The 16,490-nt window shown below is 66.2% G+C and carries 11 protein-coding genes and 2 pseudogenes; 11 read left to right on the top strand and 2 right to left on the bottom strand.

Features of this window, described 5'->3' with window-relative positions; translation table 11 throughout:
- Positions 1-143 precede the first annotated feature (143 nt).
- The 10 genes and pseudogenes from glmM (at position 144) to ACETMP_RS17775 (ending at position 10,726) form a co-directional block, all read left to right on the top strand.
- Positions 144-1,487, top strand: a complete 1,344-nt coding sequence (gene glmM, locus ACETMP_RS17820) for a phosphoglucosamine mutase (RefSeq protein ID WP_375157208.1) — start codon at positions 144-146, stop codon at positions 1,485-1,487.
- A 158-nt stretch (positions 1,488-1,645) separates the two neighbouring features.
- Entirely contained in the window at positions 1,646-2,893 is a 1,248-nt protein-coding gene (locus tag ACETMP_RS17815) for an MFS transporter (protein WP_375157207.1), read from the top strand.
- A gap of 237 nt (positions 2,894-3,130) precedes the next feature.
- Positions 3,131-3,961, top strand: coding sequence for an outer membrane protein (locus ACETMP_RS17810; protein WP_375157206.1), 831 nt, complete (start codon positions 3,131-3,133; stop codon positions 3,959-3,961).
- A 167-nt stretch (positions 3,962-4,128) separates the two neighbouring features.
- Entirely contained in the window at positions 4,129-4,896 is a 768-nt protein-coding gene (locus ACETMP_RS17805; protein WP_375157205.1) for an outer membrane protein, read from the top strand.
- Positions 4,897-4,971: 75 nt separating this feature from the next.
- Positions 4,972-5,562, top strand: a complete 591-nt coding sequence (locus tag ACETMP_RS17800) for a glutathione S-transferase family protein (RefSeq protein WP_375157204.1) — start codon at positions 4,972-4,974, stop codon at positions 5,560-5,562.
- A 16-nt stretch (positions 5,563-5,578) separates the two neighbouring features.
- Positions 5,579-6,037 (top strand): GNAT family N-acetyltransferase, encoded by a 459-nt coding sequence (locus tag ACETMP_RS17795; RefSeq protein ID WP_375157203.1) that lies wholly within the window; start codon positions 5,579-5,581, stop codon positions 6,035-6,037.
- A gap of 157 nt (positions 6,038-6,194) precedes the next feature.
- A complete protein-coding gene (locus ACETMP_RS17790) occupies positions 6,195-6,401 on the top strand; it encodes a hypothetical protein (RefSeq protein ID WP_257182512.1) in 207 nt (68 codons plus the stop codon).
- Positions 6,402-6,480: 79 nt separating this feature from the next.
- The gene (locus ACETMP_RS17785) at positions 6,481-7,653 is read left to right on the top strand and encodes a phosphoserine transaminase (RefSeq protein WP_375157202.1); all 1,173 of its coding nucleotides are present in this window, start codon (positions 6,481-6,483) and stop codon (positions 7,651-7,653) included.
- 122 nt (positions 7,654-7,775) lie between these two features.
- Positions 7,776-9,365, top strand: a complete 1,590-nt coding sequence (serA, locus tag ACETMP_RS17780; protein WP_375157201.1) for a phosphoglycerate dehydrogenase — start codon at positions 7,776-7,778, stop codon at positions 9,363-9,365.
- A gap of 187 nt (positions 9,366-9,552) precedes the next feature.
- A pseudogene (locus tag ACETMP_RS17775) lies at positions 9,553-10,726 on the top strand (thiolase family protein).
- A gap of 65 nt (positions 10,727-10,791) precedes the next feature.
- Here ACETMP_RS17775 and ACETMP_RS17770 read toward each other — a convergent pair.
- Positions 10,792-11,772, bottom strand: coding sequence for a LysR family transcriptional regulator (locus ACETMP_RS17770; protein ID WP_375157200.1), 981 nt, complete (start codon positions 11,770-11,772; stop codon positions 10,792-10,794).
- Positions 11,773-11,944: 172 nt separating this feature from the next.
- On the opposite strand from ACETMP_RS17770, the gene ACETMP_RS17765 reads away from it, so the two are divergent.
- Positions 11,945-12,424, top strand: a complete 480-nt coding sequence (locus ACETMP_RS17765) for a YybH family protein (protein WP_375157199.1) — start codon at positions 11,945-11,947, stop codon at positions 12,422-12,424.
- Between the two features lie 5 nt (positions 12,425-12,429).
- On the opposite strand, the pseudogene ACETMP_RS17760 reads toward ACETMP_RS17765, so the two are convergent.
- Positions 12,430-15,905 (bottom strand): annotated as a pseudogene (locus ACETMP_RS17760) (PAS domain-containing protein).
- Positions 15,906-16,490: the final 585 nt, after the last annotated feature.

Here is a 16,490-nt window from a genome sequence, read left to right as displayed (position 1 = left end):
GTTCCGTAATGATTCATCATATTTTTTGAAGCCAAGTTAGCCCTGCAGGCATTATAAGACCCCAGCAAATCAGGGATGCGGGGCCTGTTCGGGCAGCCCGTGGTTGTCGAGGGGACTCCCTGATCGTTGCGTTGGGGGACGATATGAGCCGCAAATATTTTGGGACGGACGGGATTCGGGGCCGCGCCAACGGACTGATCACGCCGGAGCTCGCCCTCAAGGTCGGCCAGGCTGCAGGCCTTGCGTTTCAGCGCGGTGACCACCGCCACCGTGTCGTGATCGGCAAGGACACCCGCCTCTCCGGTTACATGATCGAATACGCGATGGTCGCCGGGTTCACCTCGGTCGGCATGGACGTGCTGCTGGTCGGCCCGATGCCGACCCCGGCGGTCGCGATGCTGACCAAGTCGATGCGCGCCGATCTCGGCGTCATGATCTCGGCGTCGCACAATCTGTTCGAGGACAACGGCATCAAGCTGTTCGGCCCGCAGGGCTTCAAGCTCTCCGACGACGTCGAGCGGCAGATCGAGCAGCTGCTCGACGAATCGCTCGACAAGAGGCTGGCACAGAGTGCCAGCTTGGGCCGCGCTCGCCGTATCGACGGCGTGCACGACCGCTACATCGAATTCGCCAAGCGGACGCTGCCGCGTGACCTCTCGCTCGACGGCCTGCGCGTCGTGATCGATTGCGCCAACGGCGCCGCCTACAAGGTGGTGCCGGAAGCGCTGTGGGAGCTCGGTGCCGACGTCGTGCCGATCGGTGTCGAGCCCGACGGCTTCAACATCAACAAGGATTGCGGCTCGACCTCGCCGGAAGCGCTGTCGAAGAAGGTGCGCGAGATGCGCGCCGACATCGGCATCGCGCTCGACGGCGATGCCGATCGCGTCATCCTGGTCGACGAGCGCGGCCATGTCGTCGACGGCGACCAGCTGCTCGCGGTGATCGCGCAGAGCTGGAAGGAAGACGGCCGGCTGTCGCGGCCGGGCATCGTCGCCACCGTGATGTCCAATCTCGGGCTCGAGCGCTTCCTGAACGGGCAGGGGCTCGATCTCGTCCGCACGCCGGTCGGCGACCGCTACGTGCTCGAGCAGATGCTGAGCGGCGGCTACAATCTCGGCGGCGAGCAGTCCGGGCACATCATCCTGTCCGACTACGCCACCACCGGCGACGGCTTCGTGGCGGCATTGCAGGTGCTGGCGGTGGTGCAGAAGCTGCGCCGTCCCGTGTCCGAGGTCTGCCATCGCTTCGATCCGCTGCCGCAGATTCTCAAGAACGTCCGCCACAAGGGCGGCAAGCCGCTCGACGATTCCGACGTCAAGTCGGCGATCTCCGACGGCGAGAAGCGGCTCAACGGCCACGGCCGCCTCTTGATCCGCTCCTCCGGCACCGAGCCGGTGATCCGCGTCATGGGCGAGGGCGAGGACCGCATCCTGGTCGAGGACGTCGTCGACACCATCGTCTCCGCGCTGGGCCAGGCCGCGGCGTGAGATCGTTCTTATTACCCTCCCCCTCCAGGGGAGGGTAAAGCAGTCCCGGATCGGTCAGAAACCCGCGCATCCCAGCCATTTGCGATTGACGGTGGATCGGCCGCCGCCAGCATCGTACCTAGCAGGTCGCGGCGGTACGCCGCGCCGGGATCGCTGCATTGAACAAGCCTGTCGTCGTCTCAGAGGAAACGCTGACCGAGCCCGTCGTCGTCGCTGACGTGGCACCCGCCGCCAAGGCGGCGGGGCCGGCTTATATCGTGCTCGCCGGCATCAGCTTCTCGCACTTCCTCAACGACACCATGCAGTCGCTGATCGCCTCGGTGTATCCGATCCTGAAGGACACCTACGCGCTCGATTTCGCGCAGATCGGCATGATCACGCTGGCCTTCCAGTTCACGGCCTCGCTGCTGCAGCCCGTGGTCGGGCACTACACCGACAAGAAGGCGCAGCCTTACTCGCTGGCGATCGGCATGGCCTCGACCTTCTTCGGCCTGCTGCTGCTCAGCGCCGCGCAGCAATACCTCGTCATCCTCGTCGCCGCCGCGCTGGTTGGCCTCGGCTCGGCGGTGTTTCACCCGGAGTCCGCGCGCATCGCGCGGCTCGCCTCCGGCGGCCGCTACGGCTTTGCGCAATCGGTGTTCCAGCTCGGCGGCAGCTTCGGCACCTCGATGGGGCCGGTGCTGGCGGCGCTGATCGTGGTGCCGTTCGGGCAGGGCAGCATCGCCTGGTTCTCCTCGATCGCGTTCCTGGCGATCCTCATCCTGTGGCGTATCGGCCGCTGGTACGCGCCGCAGATCAAGGCGAAGAAAACGGCTGCGGTTCAGGCGCATCCCGAGGCGCCGAGCTCGCGCCGCGTCGCCGTCGCGCTGCTCGTGCTGGTGGCGCTGCTGTTCTCGAAGCAGCTCTACGTCTCGAGCCTGTCGAGCTACTACATCTTCTATCTGATGGACCGCTTCGGTGTGTCGACGCAGGCAGCCCAGATCTATCTCTTCATCTTTCTCGCGGCGAACGCGGTCGGCGCGTTTCTCGGTGGCCCGCTCGGCGATCGCTTCGGCCGCAAGATCGTGATCTGGATTTCGATCCTCGGCGCGCTGCCGTTCACGCTGGCGCTGCCCTATGCCGGGCTCGTTGGCAGCGCGGTGCTCAGCATCGTCATCGGCCTGATCATCTCCTCGACGACGTCCTCGATCATCGTGTTCGCGCAGGAGCTGGTGCCGCATCGTTTCGGCATGATCTCCGGCGTGTTCTTCGGCGTCGCCTTCGGCATCGGAGGCCTCGGGGCCGCCGTGCTCGGCAAGCTCGCCGACCACACTTCGATCGAGTTCGTCTACCAGGTCTGCGCCTATCTGCCGGCGATCGGCCTGCTTGCGGTGTTCCTGCCCAAGCTGCCGCGGCACACCCGTTAACGCTTCCTCTCCCGCTGCAGAGCACTTTCACCGATCGTTAGCAATTGCGCTCGAGCCGCCGCACGTGATGCGGCATTCCTGCAACGCTCAGGCGCCGTGCGCGCGAGAGTAGAGAAAAAATCAACCTTAAAAATTAGGGTTAAGTGGCGCTTAAACATTTGCTGGCATCGTCCGCTCCGTGAGTTTCCAGAACGTGAGGCCTGCGTATTTGCCTCACCGGCCAAAAGGACGAAGCCAATGCGTAGCGTTAAGTCTCTCCTTGCCGCGGGTGCGGCAACCCTGATCTCGTCGATGGCTTTCGCCGCCGATATGCCGATCGCGGCGCCCCCTCCCATGTACGCTCCGCCCGCTCCGCCCGCCGATTTCGGCGGCTGGTATCTGCGCGGCGACATCGGCATGACCAACCAGAGCGCCAAGCGCATCGAAAGCGCCCTGCCGGCCGGGTATTCGAAGACGACGGAAGGCCTCGGCTTCGACTCTTCGCCGCTGTTCGGTCTCGGCGCCGGCTATCGCTTCAACAGCTGGTTCCGCGCCGACGTGATCGGCCAGTATCGCGGCAAGGCCAATCTGCACGGCAGCGACAATGTCGTCGGACCCGGCTTCGTCGGCGTCAATAATTACAGCGGCAGCAAGTCCGAGTGGGTCGTCATGGCCAACGCCTATGTCGATCTCGGCACCTGGTGGTGCATCACCCTGTTCATCGGCGCCGGTGTTGGCGGCTCCTACAACAAGATCAGCGGCTTCCGCGACGACGGCGTCTCGTACAGCCCCGGTCTCAACAACAGCGTCGCCTACTTCGCCGACAACGGAAAGTGGAACCTGGCCTGGGCCGCTCACGCCGGTCTGGCCTACAAGGTCAATCCCGGCTTCACGGTCGAACTGGCCTACAGCTACATGAACCTCGGCGACGGCGCGCCCGGCAATTATCGCTTGTTCGACAACAGCGCCTCCGGTGCGACCTCGATCAAGATCAAGGACATCACCTCGCACGACGTCAAGCTCGGCGTGCGCTGGGATCTCAACAGCCCGCCGGCCTACATGCCGCCGCCGCTCGTCACCAAGGGCTGATCGGCAGCTCAATCGCTTAACGTCTCTTAACGGCGCGGGATCATCCCGCGCCGTTTTGCTGTGCGCATTTTTCATGGTCCGACGGCGACGAGCGCGCCTGACGCAACCATTGGTTAAGGTTAACAGGCGATGATCATCGCAACTGTTCGAGTCGGATGGAGCGTTCTATGCGTAGGCTGATGGTGGCGGCAGCGATGTTGGGGACGGTGTCTGCCGCGCACGCGGCCGATATGCCTGACCTGCCGATCCTGCGCGGCAGCTTCACCGACGGCCTGACCAATGTCCGGCCGAACTGGCAGGGCTATTATGTCGGCGGCCAGGGCGAGTACGGCACGGTCACATCAAAGATCGCCTCGAGCATCAACAGCGACCTTCAGGCAACCTGGAGGCCGACCGGGAATTACCCCTGGTTGGGTCTCGCCAGCGCGCAAAGCAGCAGCGCCGGCTGGGGCGTCTTCGCCGGCAACAACGGACAATGGGACGATGTCGTTCTCAGCGTCGAGGCGAACTACATTCATGGCGGCTTCAAGTCGACGTCAAGATCGGTCGGCCAGAGATTCGACTCCACCACGGGCGCGCTGCTTGCCACCACCGATTCATCGGCGGTCGTCGGCATCTCCGATTTCGGCTCGTTGCGCATGCGCGCCGGCTACGCCTGGGGATGCTTCCTGCCCTACGCCTTCTTCGGTGGCGGCCTCGGCAGCCAGACCGTCGAGCGCACCGTCTCGGCTTCGCCGGTACCGACCCTGCCGCCAGCGCCGACGTCGTTCGCAACCAAGACCAAGCTGGTCTACGGTTACTCCGCCGGCGCCGGCGTCGACGTCATGCTGGTCGGCGGACTGTTCGCCCGTGCCGAATATGAATATCAGCGCGTGACGTCCGACATCGAATCGAACATCCACTCCGTCCGCGCCGGCCTCGGCTACAAGTTCTGACGCGAGGTCGCCGCGCCGCGGTTGACAGTTTCGCCCCGTCCTGATGCTCTGTCGCTCCATAACGGGGCGGCGGCGATGAAGGTCTACGGCGACAGCAATTCCGGAAACTGTCTGAAGGTGAAGTGGGTCTGCGATCATCTCGCATTGCCCTACCAATGGGTCGAGATCGACACGCGCAAGGGCGAGACGCGCACGCCGCAATTCCTTGAGATGAACGGCGCCGGCCAGGTGCCCACGGTCGCGTTCGACGACGGCCGCACGCTGGCGCAGTCCAATGCCATCATCCGCTATCTCGCCCGCGACAGCGCGCTCGTTCCGCGCGACGTCTTTACGGCCGCGAAGATGGACGAATGGCTGTTCTGGGAGCAGTACAGCCACGAGCCCTATATCGCGGTGTGCCGCTTCCTGCTCGTCTATCTCGGCAAGGACGCATCCGAGCTCGACCCCGAGAAGGTCAAGCGCGGCTATGCGGCGCTCGACCGCATGCAGCGGCATCTGGCGGCCAGCCGCTTCTTCGCCGGCGAAGCGGTTTCGCTCGCCGACGTCTCGCTGCTCGCCTATACCCGCGTGGCGCACGAAGGCGGCTTCGACCTCGGCAAGTATGCCTCCGTCCGCCGCTGGATCGGCGACGTCGAGGCGTTTCTCGGCCTTCCGCCGGCGCGCTGAGCTTGGAGTTTTCGACATGAGCACCGTCTCCATTCGCGGCGCACGCCGCGACGACGTTCCCGCGATCGTGGCGATGCTGGCCGACGATCATCTCGGCCGCGCGCGAGAGCGCGTCGAGGATCCGCTGCCCGCCGCCTATTACGACGCGTTCGCGCGGGTCGAGCGCGATCCGAATCTCGCGCTGGTGGTGGCCGAGGCCGAGGGCAGGGTGGTCGGCTGCCTGCAACTCGCGATCCTGCCGGGCATCAGCTCGCAAGGCGGCCGTCGCGGCCTGCTCGAAGACGTGCGCGTTGCCACCGATTGTCGCAGCCGCGGCATCGGCGAGCAGTTGGTGCAATGGGCCGTGGCGGAGGCCAAGGCACGCGGCTGCAATCTGGTCGAATTGCTGACGCACGAGACGCGAACCGACGCGCAGCGCTTCTACAAGCGGCTTGGATTCACGGCGAGTCACGTCGGTATGACCGTCCGCTTTTGAGCCAGCAGCGCGCGAGCGTTGCACGATCAGCAAATTCAGAGCGCGCATTCGTTCGTGTTAAGAGGCGGTAAACTACCCGCCGGTCGTTCACGTTGATGAAGGAACGAACGGTGCTACGCAGCGTCAGAAACCGGGCTCGGTCGGTTCGGGGATTTCGATGACAAGCTATTCCATGATCAAGGTCGGCAACGACTATGTCGTGCAGGCCAACGACAAATGCATTTTGAAGGTCGGCAGCCGCCGCCGCGCCGCGCAATTGATCAGCGAGGCCACGGACTTGCTGAATGCGCTCGCGGTCGTGGAATCCCCCGATATCGCACCGGACGCGCCCTCACTCCAGCGTGAGACGCCGGAACTTCCTTGACTGCTCTGCCCGATTCCCGTATCAGCCGCGGCGGGACACCTCCCCCCAACGGGAGGCTTACTATCTGGAAGGGTAGACGATGACTGTAGCGAAGCCCGCTTCGCGGCCGAACGTGCCGCACTTCTCCTCCGGCCCCTGTGCCAAGCGCCCCGGCTGGAACGCCCAAAATCTCAAGGACGCAGCGCTTGGCCGCTCGCATCGCGCGAAGGTCGGCAAGACCAAGCTCAAGCTCGCGATCGATCTGACCCGCGAAGTGCTCGAGGTGCCCGCCGATTACCGCATCGGCATTGTGCCTGCCTCGGATACCGGCGCGGTCGAGATGGCGTTGTGGTCGCTGCTCGGAGCAAGGCCCGTCACCACGCTCGCCTGGGAATCCTTCGGTGAAGGTTGGGTCAGCGACATCGTCAAGGAATTGAAGCTCAAGGACGTCACCAAACTCAACGCAGCCTATGGTGAAATCCCCGATCTCTCCAAGGTCGATCCCAACAGCGACGTCGTCTTCACCTGGAACGGCACCACCTCCGGCGTACGCGTGCCGAATGCCGACTGGATCAGCGCGAGCCGCGAAGGCCTGACCATCTGCGACGCGACGTCCGCAGCCTTTGCCCAGCCGCTCGACTGGGCCAAGCTCGACGTCGTCACCTTCTCCTGGCAGAAGGCGCTCGGCGGCGAAGCCGCACACGGCATGCTGATTCTGTCGCCCCGCGCGGTGCAACGGCTCGAGACCTACAAGCCGGCCTGGCCGCTGCCGAAGATCTTCCGCATGACCAAGGGCGGCAAGATCAACGAGGGCATCTTCGTCGGCGAGACCATCAACACGCCCTCGATGCTCTGCGTCGAGGATTATCTTGATGCGCTGAACTGGGCCAAGTCGATCGGCGGCCTCAAGGCGCTGATCGCGCGTGCCGACGCCAACACCAAGGTGCTGGCCGACTGGAAGGCGAAGACGCCCTGGATCGACTTCCTGGCCAAGGACGCTTCGATCCGCTCCAACACCTCGGTGTGTCTCAAGTTCACCGATCCCGCGATCACCTCGCTGTCCGAGGACGCGCAAGCCGAGTTCTCCAAGAAGCTGGTTGCGCTGGTCGAGAAGGAAGGCGCCGGCTACGACTTCGCCTATTACCGCGATGCGCCTGCGGGCCTGCGCATCTGGTGCGGCGCCACCGTCGAAGCCAGGGACGTTGAGCTCTTGACGCAGTGGATCGACTGGGCCTTCGCCGAGACCAAGGCCGCTCTGCCCAAGGCGGCGTAAGCAAACCCAATCCTCGTCATGGCCGGGCTTGACCCGGCCATCCATCAATCAAGAGAGATGGATCCGCGGGTCGAGCCCGCGGATGACGTGCCGTAAATGCAGCACGCACCACGGATCATCCCATGACCAAACCCAAAGTTCTCATTTCCGACGCGCTCTCGCCCGCCGCCGTACAGATCTTCAAGGATCGCGGCATCGAGGTCGACTTCCAGCCGAACCTCGGCAAGGACAAGGACAAGCTGGCCGAGATCATCGGCAATTACGACGGCCTTGCGATCCGCTCGGCGACCAAGGCAACCGCCAAGATCCTGGAGAAGGCGGCGAAGCTGAAGGTGATCGGCCGCGCCGGCATCGGCGTCGACAACGTCGAGATCCCCGCCGCCACGGCCAAGGGCATCATCGTGATGAACACGCCGTTCGGCAATTCGATCACGACCGCCGAGCACGCCATCACCCTGATGCTGGCGCTCGCCCGCGAGATCCCGCAGGCCGATGCCTCGACCCAGGCCGGCAAGTGGGAGAAGAACCGCTTCATGGGCGTCGAGATCACCGGCAAGGTGCTCGGCGTCGTCGGCTGCGGCAATATCGGCTCGATCGTCGCCGACCGCGCGCTCGGCCTGCGCATGAAGGTGATCGCCTTCGACCCGTTCCTGTCGCCGGAGCGCGCCAGGGACATCGGCGTCGAGAAGGTCGAGCTCGACGACCTGCTCAAGCGGGCCGACTTCATCACGCTGCACACCCCGCTGACCGAGAAGACCAGGAACATCATCGACGCGGCCGCGATCGCCAAGATGAAGAAGGGCGTGCGCCTGATCAATTGCGCCCGCGGCGGTCTCGTCGACGAGCAGGCGGTGGTCGATGCGCTCAACTCCAAGCACATCGCCGGCGCCGCCTTCGACGTCTTCGTCGAGGAGCCCGCGACCAAGAACGTGCTGTTCGGCCATCCCAACGTGATCTGCACGCCGCATCTCGGCGCCTCCACCACCGAAGCGCAGGAGAACGTCGCGCTCCAGGTCGCCGAGCAGATGTCGGATTATCTGCTCACCGGCGCGATCTCGAACGCGGTCAACTTCCCCTCGATCACGGCGGAGGAAGCGCCGAAGCTGAAGCCGTTCATCTCGCTCGCCGAGAAGCTCGGCTCGTTCGCCGGCCAGCTCACCGAGAGCGGCATCCTCAAGGTCGAGATCACCTACGAGGGCCACGTCGCCGAGATGAAGATCAAGGCGATCACCTCGGCCGTGCTGTCCGGCCTGCTGCGCCCGATGCTGGGCGAGGTCAACGTCGTGTCGGCGCCCGTCGTCGCCAAGGAGCGCGGCATGGTCGTGGACGAGATCGTGCGCGCCGCCCAGAGCGACTATGAGAGCCTGATCACCGTCACCGTCACCACCGAGCGGCAGGAGCGGTCGGTCTCGGGCACCGTCTATGCCGACGGCAAGCCCCGCCTCGTCGACATCAAGGGCATCCGGGTCGACGCCGAGTTCGGCAAGTCGATGATCTACGTGACCAACGAGGACAAGCCGGGCTTCATCGGCCGCTTCGCGAGCCTGCTCGGCGACGCCAAGCTCAACATCGCCACCTTCCATCTCGGCCGCGTCGCGCCCGGCAGCGATGCCATCGCCCTGGTCGAGGTCGACGGCGCGGTGCCAGCGGACCTACTCGCCAAGGTGCAGGCGCTGCCGCAGGTCAAGCAGGCCAAGGCGCTGACGTTTTGATCAATCGTCATTTCGGGTTCGGCTCTTCGAGCCGTCCCGGAATGACGAACAGCATATATTCCGACCCGCGGAACAACGCCGCCTCCTTCGCCGGAGGCGGCGTTTTATTTTCCCCGCGATCTCCCGACTTTGTGTACCAATGGGATCAGGACGCTCCGTTCAAAATCGTTCGACAAGGGAGAAACACATGCGTGAAGCCGTCATCGTTTCCTATGCGCGCACGGGCCTCGCAAAATCCGGCCGCGGCGGGTTCAACATCACGCCGCCGATGTCGCTGGCGGCCCACGCCATCAAGCACGCGGTCGAGCGCGCCGGCGTCGACAAGGACTATGTCGAGGATTGCTATCTCGGCAATTGCGCCCATGGCGCGCCGAACATCGGCCGCCAGGCCGCGCTGCTCGCCGGCCTGCCGAAGACCACCGCCGGCGTCTCGGTCAACCGCTTCTGCTCCTCGGGGCTGCAGACCATCGCGATGGCCGCCAACTCGATCCGCTCCGACGGTGCCGACTGCATCGTCGCCGGCGGGGTCGAAAGCATCTCGATTCCCGGCGGCGGCACGCCGAAGGAATCGGTCGATCCGGAACTGCTCAAGGTCGCCCCCGACATCTTCATGGCGATGATCGACACCGCCGACATCGTCGCCGAGCGCTACAAGCTCAGCCGCGAATACCAGGACGAGTTCTCGCTGGAATCGCAGCGCCGCATGGCGGCGGCCCAGCAGGCGAACAAGTTCAAGGACGAGATCGTCCCGATGAAGACCAGGATGAAGGTGGTCGACAAGCAGACCAAGGCCGAGAGCATCGTCGACTATGTCGTCGACCGCGACGAGTGCAACCGGCCCGAGACCACGATGGAAGGTCTCGCCAAGCTCGAGGCCGGTGAAGGGGCCCGGCAAGTTCGTCACCGCCGGCAATGCCAGCCAGCTCTCCGACGGCGCCGCGGCCGTGGTGCTGATGGAAGCCAAGGACGCCGAGAAGCGCGGCCTCAAGCCGCTCGGCCGCTTCGTCGCCTGGGCCACCGCCGGCTGCGAGCCCGACGAGATGGGCATCGGCCCGGTGTTCGCGATTCCGAAGCTCTTGAAGCGCACCGGCCTGAAGATCGACGACATCGATCTGTGGGAGCTCAACGAGGCCTTCGCCAGCCAGTGCCTGTACTGCCGCGACCAGCTCGGCATCGATCCCGCCAAGTACAACGTCAACGGCGGCTCGATCGCGATCGGCCATCCCTTCGGCATGACCGGCGCCCGTCTCACCGGCCACCTCTTGCAGGAAGGCGCCCGCCGCAAGGCCAAGTGGGGCGTGGTGACGATGTGCATCGGCGGCGGCCAGGGCGGCGCCGGCCTGTTCGAGATCTACAGCTGAGACAAGGCGCCTTGATCAACGCAAAGGGGCAGGGCGCAAGCCGTGCCCCTTTTTGTTATCCGGCATCAGGCGAAGGCGCGACGCTTGGGCGCTGCATGCGACACTGCACCTATGCAGCGCGCCACCGTCTCGAACAGCCAGGCGACACCGGCATCCGCGATCGCGGCTTGGGAGGTGACCACACGCACCGGGTCCGGCGTCCACGGAAACGGCACGGGACGCATCACGAGATCGAAGCGCGCGGCATGGCGTTCGACCAGATGACGCGGCAAGGTCGCAATGAAATCGCTCTCGGCGAGTTGCGCCAGCGCCATCATGAAATTGGGCACGGTCAGCGCAACGCGGCGGGAACGGCCGCGCTCGGCAAGCCTGACATCGACGATGCCGAGCGCATCGCCGATCGCTGAGACCAGCATATGCGGTGCCGCCAGATAGGCAGCGAGCGTGACCTTGCGGGCCATGCGGTGGCCCTTGCGCATGGCGACGACGAAGTCCTCCTCGAACAATAGTCGTTCGGCGTAACGCGACGGCAGCGGACCGGTCGGTAGCACGGCGAGGTCGAGCCGGTGCAGATCGAGCTCAGACAGCGTGTCCTGCCAGACCTCACTCGACGACTTGCCCTGACGTTGCGGCATCAATTGCAGCAGCCGGATGTCGATCCCCGGTGCTTCCCGGGCCAGGATCTCGAGGAGTGAGCCGAGAAAGACGGCGGCCAGCGCATCCGGTGCGCCGATCGCGAACGAACGCCTCGCCGTTCTTGCGTCAAAGGGTGCGGCCGACGATACGATCGCGTCGAGGCGCGACAGGAGCTCGGCGACGGGACCGGCAAGCGCGAGCGCACGCTCCGTCGGCTTCACGCCATTCGGCGTCTTCAGGAACAGAGGGTCGTGGAAGATGCGCCGCAGCCGCCGCAGTCCGTGGCTCACTGCCGACGGCGTGAGATTGAGCCTGTCGGCCGCGCGCAGGACCTGGCGCTCCTCCAGCACGGTGCTGAACACCACGAGCAGGCTGACGTCGACACGGGCAAGCTGAGCAGGATTCAGCATAGTGCTGAGATCTTATCACTGGCTTCATCACGATCAAAGCGGCATTCACGCCTCGTGCAACCGCATGAACCGTCAACACCGGAGCCCTCGCATGAAGAACCGTCAAGATCCGCATCGCGCAGCCGCGTCCGCTGCCATGTCCAGGCGTCACACGCTCGCAGGGATGGCGTGCATGCCGCTCGTCGTTGCCGAGGCGGCGACGGCCGACGACGTGATCGCAAAGCTGCTTGCTCATACGCAGCAGTCGAACGCGGCGCTGATGCGCGGCGACGTCGCGGCTTATCGGCAGATGATCTCCATCACCGACGATTTCGTGCTGATGTCGCCGTTCGGCGGGGTGCCGTCAAAGGCCGCTGAGTACACGCCCGAAAGGTGGGAGCGGATGGGCCGGTTCTTCCGCAACGGCACGCACAGGCAGGAGGTCGTCCAGACCTATGGCTCGCAGGACATGGTCGTTCTGGCGCTGATCGAGCGGGACAGCGTCGAGGTCGGAGGGCTGCCCGCGCAGGAATGGGCCTTGCGCGTGACGCTCGTCTACCGGCGCGTGGGAAGCGAGTGGCACCTGGCGCACCGCCACGCCGATCCGCTCGCCAATGGCGTCAGCCTGCAGCAGGCGGCGGTACTGGCGCGCGGTCTGCCCGCAAGCCAGTGAGCGCCTCACGCCTTCGCCGGCACCGGTGCGAACACCACCTCGATCAGCGTGCCGTGGCCGGCGCTCTTGATGTTGAAGCGGGCGCGGTTGGCTTCGACCAGGGCCTTGGTCAGCGACAGGTTCAGCGCCGCGCTGTCCGCGGCGTCGCCCGGCGGCGGGGTGCGGAACGGCTCCATCGCCGCCGCGACCTCGCGCTCGGACAGGCCGTGGCCGGTGTCGCGGATGCGAAGTGCGATCTCGCCGCGGTCGGTCGTGGCGGTGGAGACGATGACCTGGCCGCCGGCGCTGGCGAGCCGGATCGAGTTCGAGATCAGGTTCATGGTGATCTGCCGCATCGCGCGCGCATCGGCCGTCACCTGCGGCAGCGCATGCGCGAGCGAGGTGCGGATGATGATGCGCTCCCGATTGGCCTGCGGCTGCATCACCGTCACGCAGGCTTCGACGAGGTCGTTGAGGTTGAGGTCGGCGAAGGTGAGGTCGAGCTTGCCGGTCTCGATCCGCGACAGCTCGAGCAGATCGTCGATGATGGCGATGACGCGCTCGCCGGAGGCGCGGATGTCCTTCATGTACTCGCCGTAGCGCTCGTTGCCGAGCGCGCCGAAGCGCTCCGAGATCATCACCTCGGCAAAGCCGATGATGGCGTTGAGCGGCGTGCGGATCTCGTGGCTGATCCGCGCCAGCATGTCGGCCTTGGCGTTGGCCGCGCTGTGGACGAGCCGGCGGGCCTGCGCCAGCTCGCTCTCGCCCGCCTTGCTCTGGGAGAGGTCGCGGAACACGGCGAAGAAGTTCGGACCGTCGGGCCGCGTGCGGCCCATGATCATCGCGAGCGGAATGACGCCGCCCTTCTTCTCGCGCCCCAGCACCTCGCGGCCGTGGTCGAGCAGGCTCGCAATGTCCTGGCTCTTGAGGCTTTCGAGATAGTCGACGACGATCTGCTGGCTCTCGGGCGCGAACAGCGTCAGCAAATTCTGCTCCAGCAGCGCCGTGCCGTCATAGCCGAACAGCGCTTCTGCGCTGCGGTTGCAGGCGTGGATGTTGCCTTCGGCATCGAACATCACGATGCCCTCGGCCGTGGTGTCGAGGATCGCGGCGAGATCTTCCGCCTCGGCTTCGCCGACCGCGGGCTCGGGTTCGGGAGCGTAAGCGAAGGGATCCGGGACAATGGTTTCGGCGACGACCGTCTCTGCGACAACCATCTCCGCGATGACAGGCTCAGCGACGGCGGGTGCCGGCTGCGGCAGCGCGCAGATCAGCGCATGCGCGCTCTCGCCGTCCCAGTCGATCGTGTGCAAATGCGCATTCGTGGTCGGAAGCGGCGTGTCGCCGTTGGCGACGGTCGCGCTGATCGTGACGGGCGTGCCGCCTTGCGAGGTGCTGCTCGCCGCGGACACGCCGGGCTCGACATAGAGCGCGTCCAGCCCGCCGGCATCCTCCAGCGCATGGATGTCGGCATAGCCCATGCGCGCCAGGAACGCAGGGTTGGCGTAGAGCAGGCGGTCGAGCCGGTAGATCAGGATGCCCGTCGGCAGCAGGTCGAGCAGCGCGCGGTCGCGCGCGCTCATCCCGCGCGGCGGCGGCGCCGGCTCGGTCAGCCATTCGGCTGCAGCCTGCGGCGGCGTAGGCTCCGGCGCCGGCGGCTCGGTCGTGATCTCCGTCACGGGCTCGGATGCGTCCGCGATCGTCTCGCGCTCGCGCTCGAGGCCGTTCGGACAATTGCCGGGCGAGCTCGTTGAACGCGCTGTTCTCGACCGGCGTCAGCGTCGGCGACCTCTGATCGCTGGCTGATCTGACATCGCCGGCCGGGCGGAACGGAACGACATTGGGCGGGGTTTCGACGGGCGTTTCCACTGGGATGTCCGGATCTTTTGGCTGTGAAGTCGCGTCGCTGCTGGGTTCGGGTCGTTCGGCTTCGGCTTCGGCGGTCGGCTCGGGTCCGGGCGGCTCGATCGGCGGAGGCGGCACCTCCGCCACCGGCTCGGGCTCTTCCGCCGGCTCGGCGTCGGGCTGGACCACATCGGCGGCCGGGCCGTGCTGCGCCGGCGGCTCGGCGATCAGCTCGAAGCGCCGGAGCGCATCGAGCCGGTTGAGGGCGTCGAGATCGCGGCAGACGCCAAAGCCCTTGAAGCCGGCGAAATTGCGCGCGGCATCGTAAGTCGGCAGGCCGGCGAGCTCGACCGGCAGCTGCGCGCCGCCGTCGGTCGGCCAGTTCACATTGATGCCGGCCCAGGTGTCGTGGCTTGCCAGCGCCTGCGCGATGCGCCCCTCCGGATCGAGCGACAACGCCTCGGCGATCTCGCGCCAGGGACGGCCGAAGCCGCCAGCCGTGCGCGCGCCGATCAGGCGGATGAACTCGTCGGAGAGCAGCACAAAGCGGCCCTCCGCATCCGTCTGCCAGAGAAAGCGCAGCGGATGCTGACGCGGTGCGGGCGGCTGTTGGCCCGACGGCGGCTCGACCATGCCGGACGTGATCGGCGCGGCTTGCGGCGGCACGATGGCTTCCGGCGGGTTTTCAACCAGGAGTCTTTGCCGCGATGTCGGCGGCCTGGCCGGCCAGCTCATGCGCCGGATCCCGCTCGGTCGGTTCGACCGCGCGCTCGACCGTCTCCTGCACGTCGGGCGCGATCGTCTCGGCTGCGGACGTCTCGGCCGGCTCGGCGAACGCATCGAACAAGGAGATCCCGGCCGAGGCGTCCTGCGGCGATGGCGGCTCGCTCGGTGTGGTCGCGGCGGCTTGCGGCGCGGATTCAACCGGCGCCTCGCTCGCGCTATCTGCTTTGCTCTCAGGCACGGGCTCGGCCGGCATATGCCGGGCAGGCCCGGACTGCGCGGCGGCCGCCGGCTCGATCAGCGCGACCAGGCCGACATCGGCGCCTCGGCCGACCCGTTGCAGCACCATCTGGCCGATCCCGATCGGCGTCTCGGCGCGGCCGTCGCGCAGTGCGTCGCTGCGCGCCTGCTCGAGCCCGGCCGCGCCGATATCGCGGAAGCCGAGCAGGGCGCGGGCGGCGTCGCTGGCGCCGACGAACAGGCCGTCGGGCGCGAACGCCGCCATCGGCATTTTCGCGCCTTCCACCAGGCGATGCAGCCGCTCGATCAGCGGCATGCCGCGCAGGCTCGGATCCATCGCGGTGACGAGCACGGCATGGCTGCCGTCGGCAAAGTCGAGCCGGCTGCAGGCGCAGGTCATCAGCGTGCCGAGCCTTGCGCCGAAGCCGCGCAGCCGTTCGAGCCGCACGCTGCCGTTCGCCGGCAGCTGGCGCGCGAGCCGGGCGACCTGGCGGCGATGCGGGTCCGCCGGGCCGAACACCTTGCCCGCCAGTGCCGCGCTATGCGCCGCACCGAACAGCCTTGCGCCGACCGGATTGGCCCATAGCACGCGCGCGCCGTCGATCGACCACAGCCAGGCCGGCAAAGCGGAGGTCGCATGCACGGCCAGCCGCGGATCGCCCACCCCTCGCAACTGGAAATCCGAACTTGTCATCCGACCGGCTTGAGTCTCACGCTGGACGCTGGCGGCTGCCGGGAATGACAGCCTTAAGAAAGGGTTAGTATCGCCCGCGCCCGCGCGCAGGTCCACGGCTCGCCCCTCCGCCGGTATCCCAAAGCCGCGATAACCTTAATCCCGCCACCCCCGCAAGCCGCCGGCCGAGTGCATCCAAGGGATTCGAGAGGGGCAGGGCCTCCAGAGCATCGGTTGTAGCGCTGGCTGCCAGCCTCCCCACAGCTCGTCATTCCGGGGCGCGCGCAGCGCGAACCTGGAACATCCATCCTCCGGCTCTGCCGCCCGATGGATTCTCAGGTGCGCAATTGCGCACCATGGCTCCCTCGCTTTCGCTCGGGGCCCCGGAATGACGGCGGCGGCCACTTTCCCCACCTCAACCCCCGGTTCCCCCTGACCGGGACCTCGCCCTCCCCGAGATTAAATTATCGCAACGCACCCTCCTGACGCGTTGCGCTGCACAATATTGACATGATAGGGAGCCATAGTGCTGGGCGCTGGGCGAGCCATCTCATTCGTTTCGCGTTTCCAGTCTTCGTACCCGCTGAATGCGAGGGCCCGATGAGG

The sequence above is a fragment of the Bradyrhizobium dasycarpum genome (genome assembly GCF_042019905.1).
GTDB classification, from domain to species: domain Bacteria; phylum Pseudomonadota; class Alphaproteobacteria; order Rhizobiales; family Xanthobacteraceae; genus Bradyrhizobium; species Bradyrhizobium japonicum_B.
Note: the sequence above shows the minus strand (reverse complement) of the source record. Positions and strands in the feature narration are given on the sequence as shown.

Coding starts and splice junctions, on each gene's coding strand:
- glmM (WP_375157208.1), top strand. CDS start 144: ATGAGCCGCAAATATTTTGGGACGGACGGGATTCGGGGCCGCGCCAAC.
- ACETMP_RS17810 (WP_375157206.1), top strand. CDS start 3,131: ATGCGTAGCGTTAAGTCTCTCCTTGCCGCGGGTGCGGCAACCCTGATC.
- ACETMP_RS17805 (WP_375157205.1), top strand. CDS start 4,129: ATGCGTAGGCTGATGGTGGCGGCAGCGATGTTGGGGACGGTGTCTGCC.
- ACETMP_RS17800 (WP_375157204.1), top strand. CDS start 4,972: ATGAAGGTCTACGGCGACAGCAATTCCGGAAACTGTCTGAAGGTGAAG.
- ACETMP_RS17795 (WP_375157203.1), top strand. CDS start 5,579: ATGAGCACCGTCTCCATTCGCGGCGCACGCCGCGACGACGTTCCCGCG.
- ACETMP_RS17790 (WP_257182512.1), top strand. CDS start 6,195: ATGACAAGCTATTCCATGATCAAGGTCGGCAACGACTATGTCGTGCAG.
- ACETMP_RS17785 (WP_375157202.1), top strand. CDS start 6,481: ATGACTGTAGCGAAGCCCGCTTCGCGGCCGAACGTGCCGCACTTCTCC.
- serA (WP_375157201.1), top strand. CDS start 7,776: ATGACCAAACCCAAAGTTCTCATTTCCGACGCGCTCTCGCCCGCCGCC.
- ACETMP_RS17770 (WP_375157200.1), bottom strand. CDS start 11,772: ATGCTGAATCCTGCTCAGCTTGCCCGTGTCGACGTCAGCCTGCTCGTG.
- ACETMP_RS17765 (WP_375157199.1), top strand. CDS start 11,945: ATGCCGCTCGTCGTTGCCGAGGCGGCGACGGCCGACGACGTGATCGCA.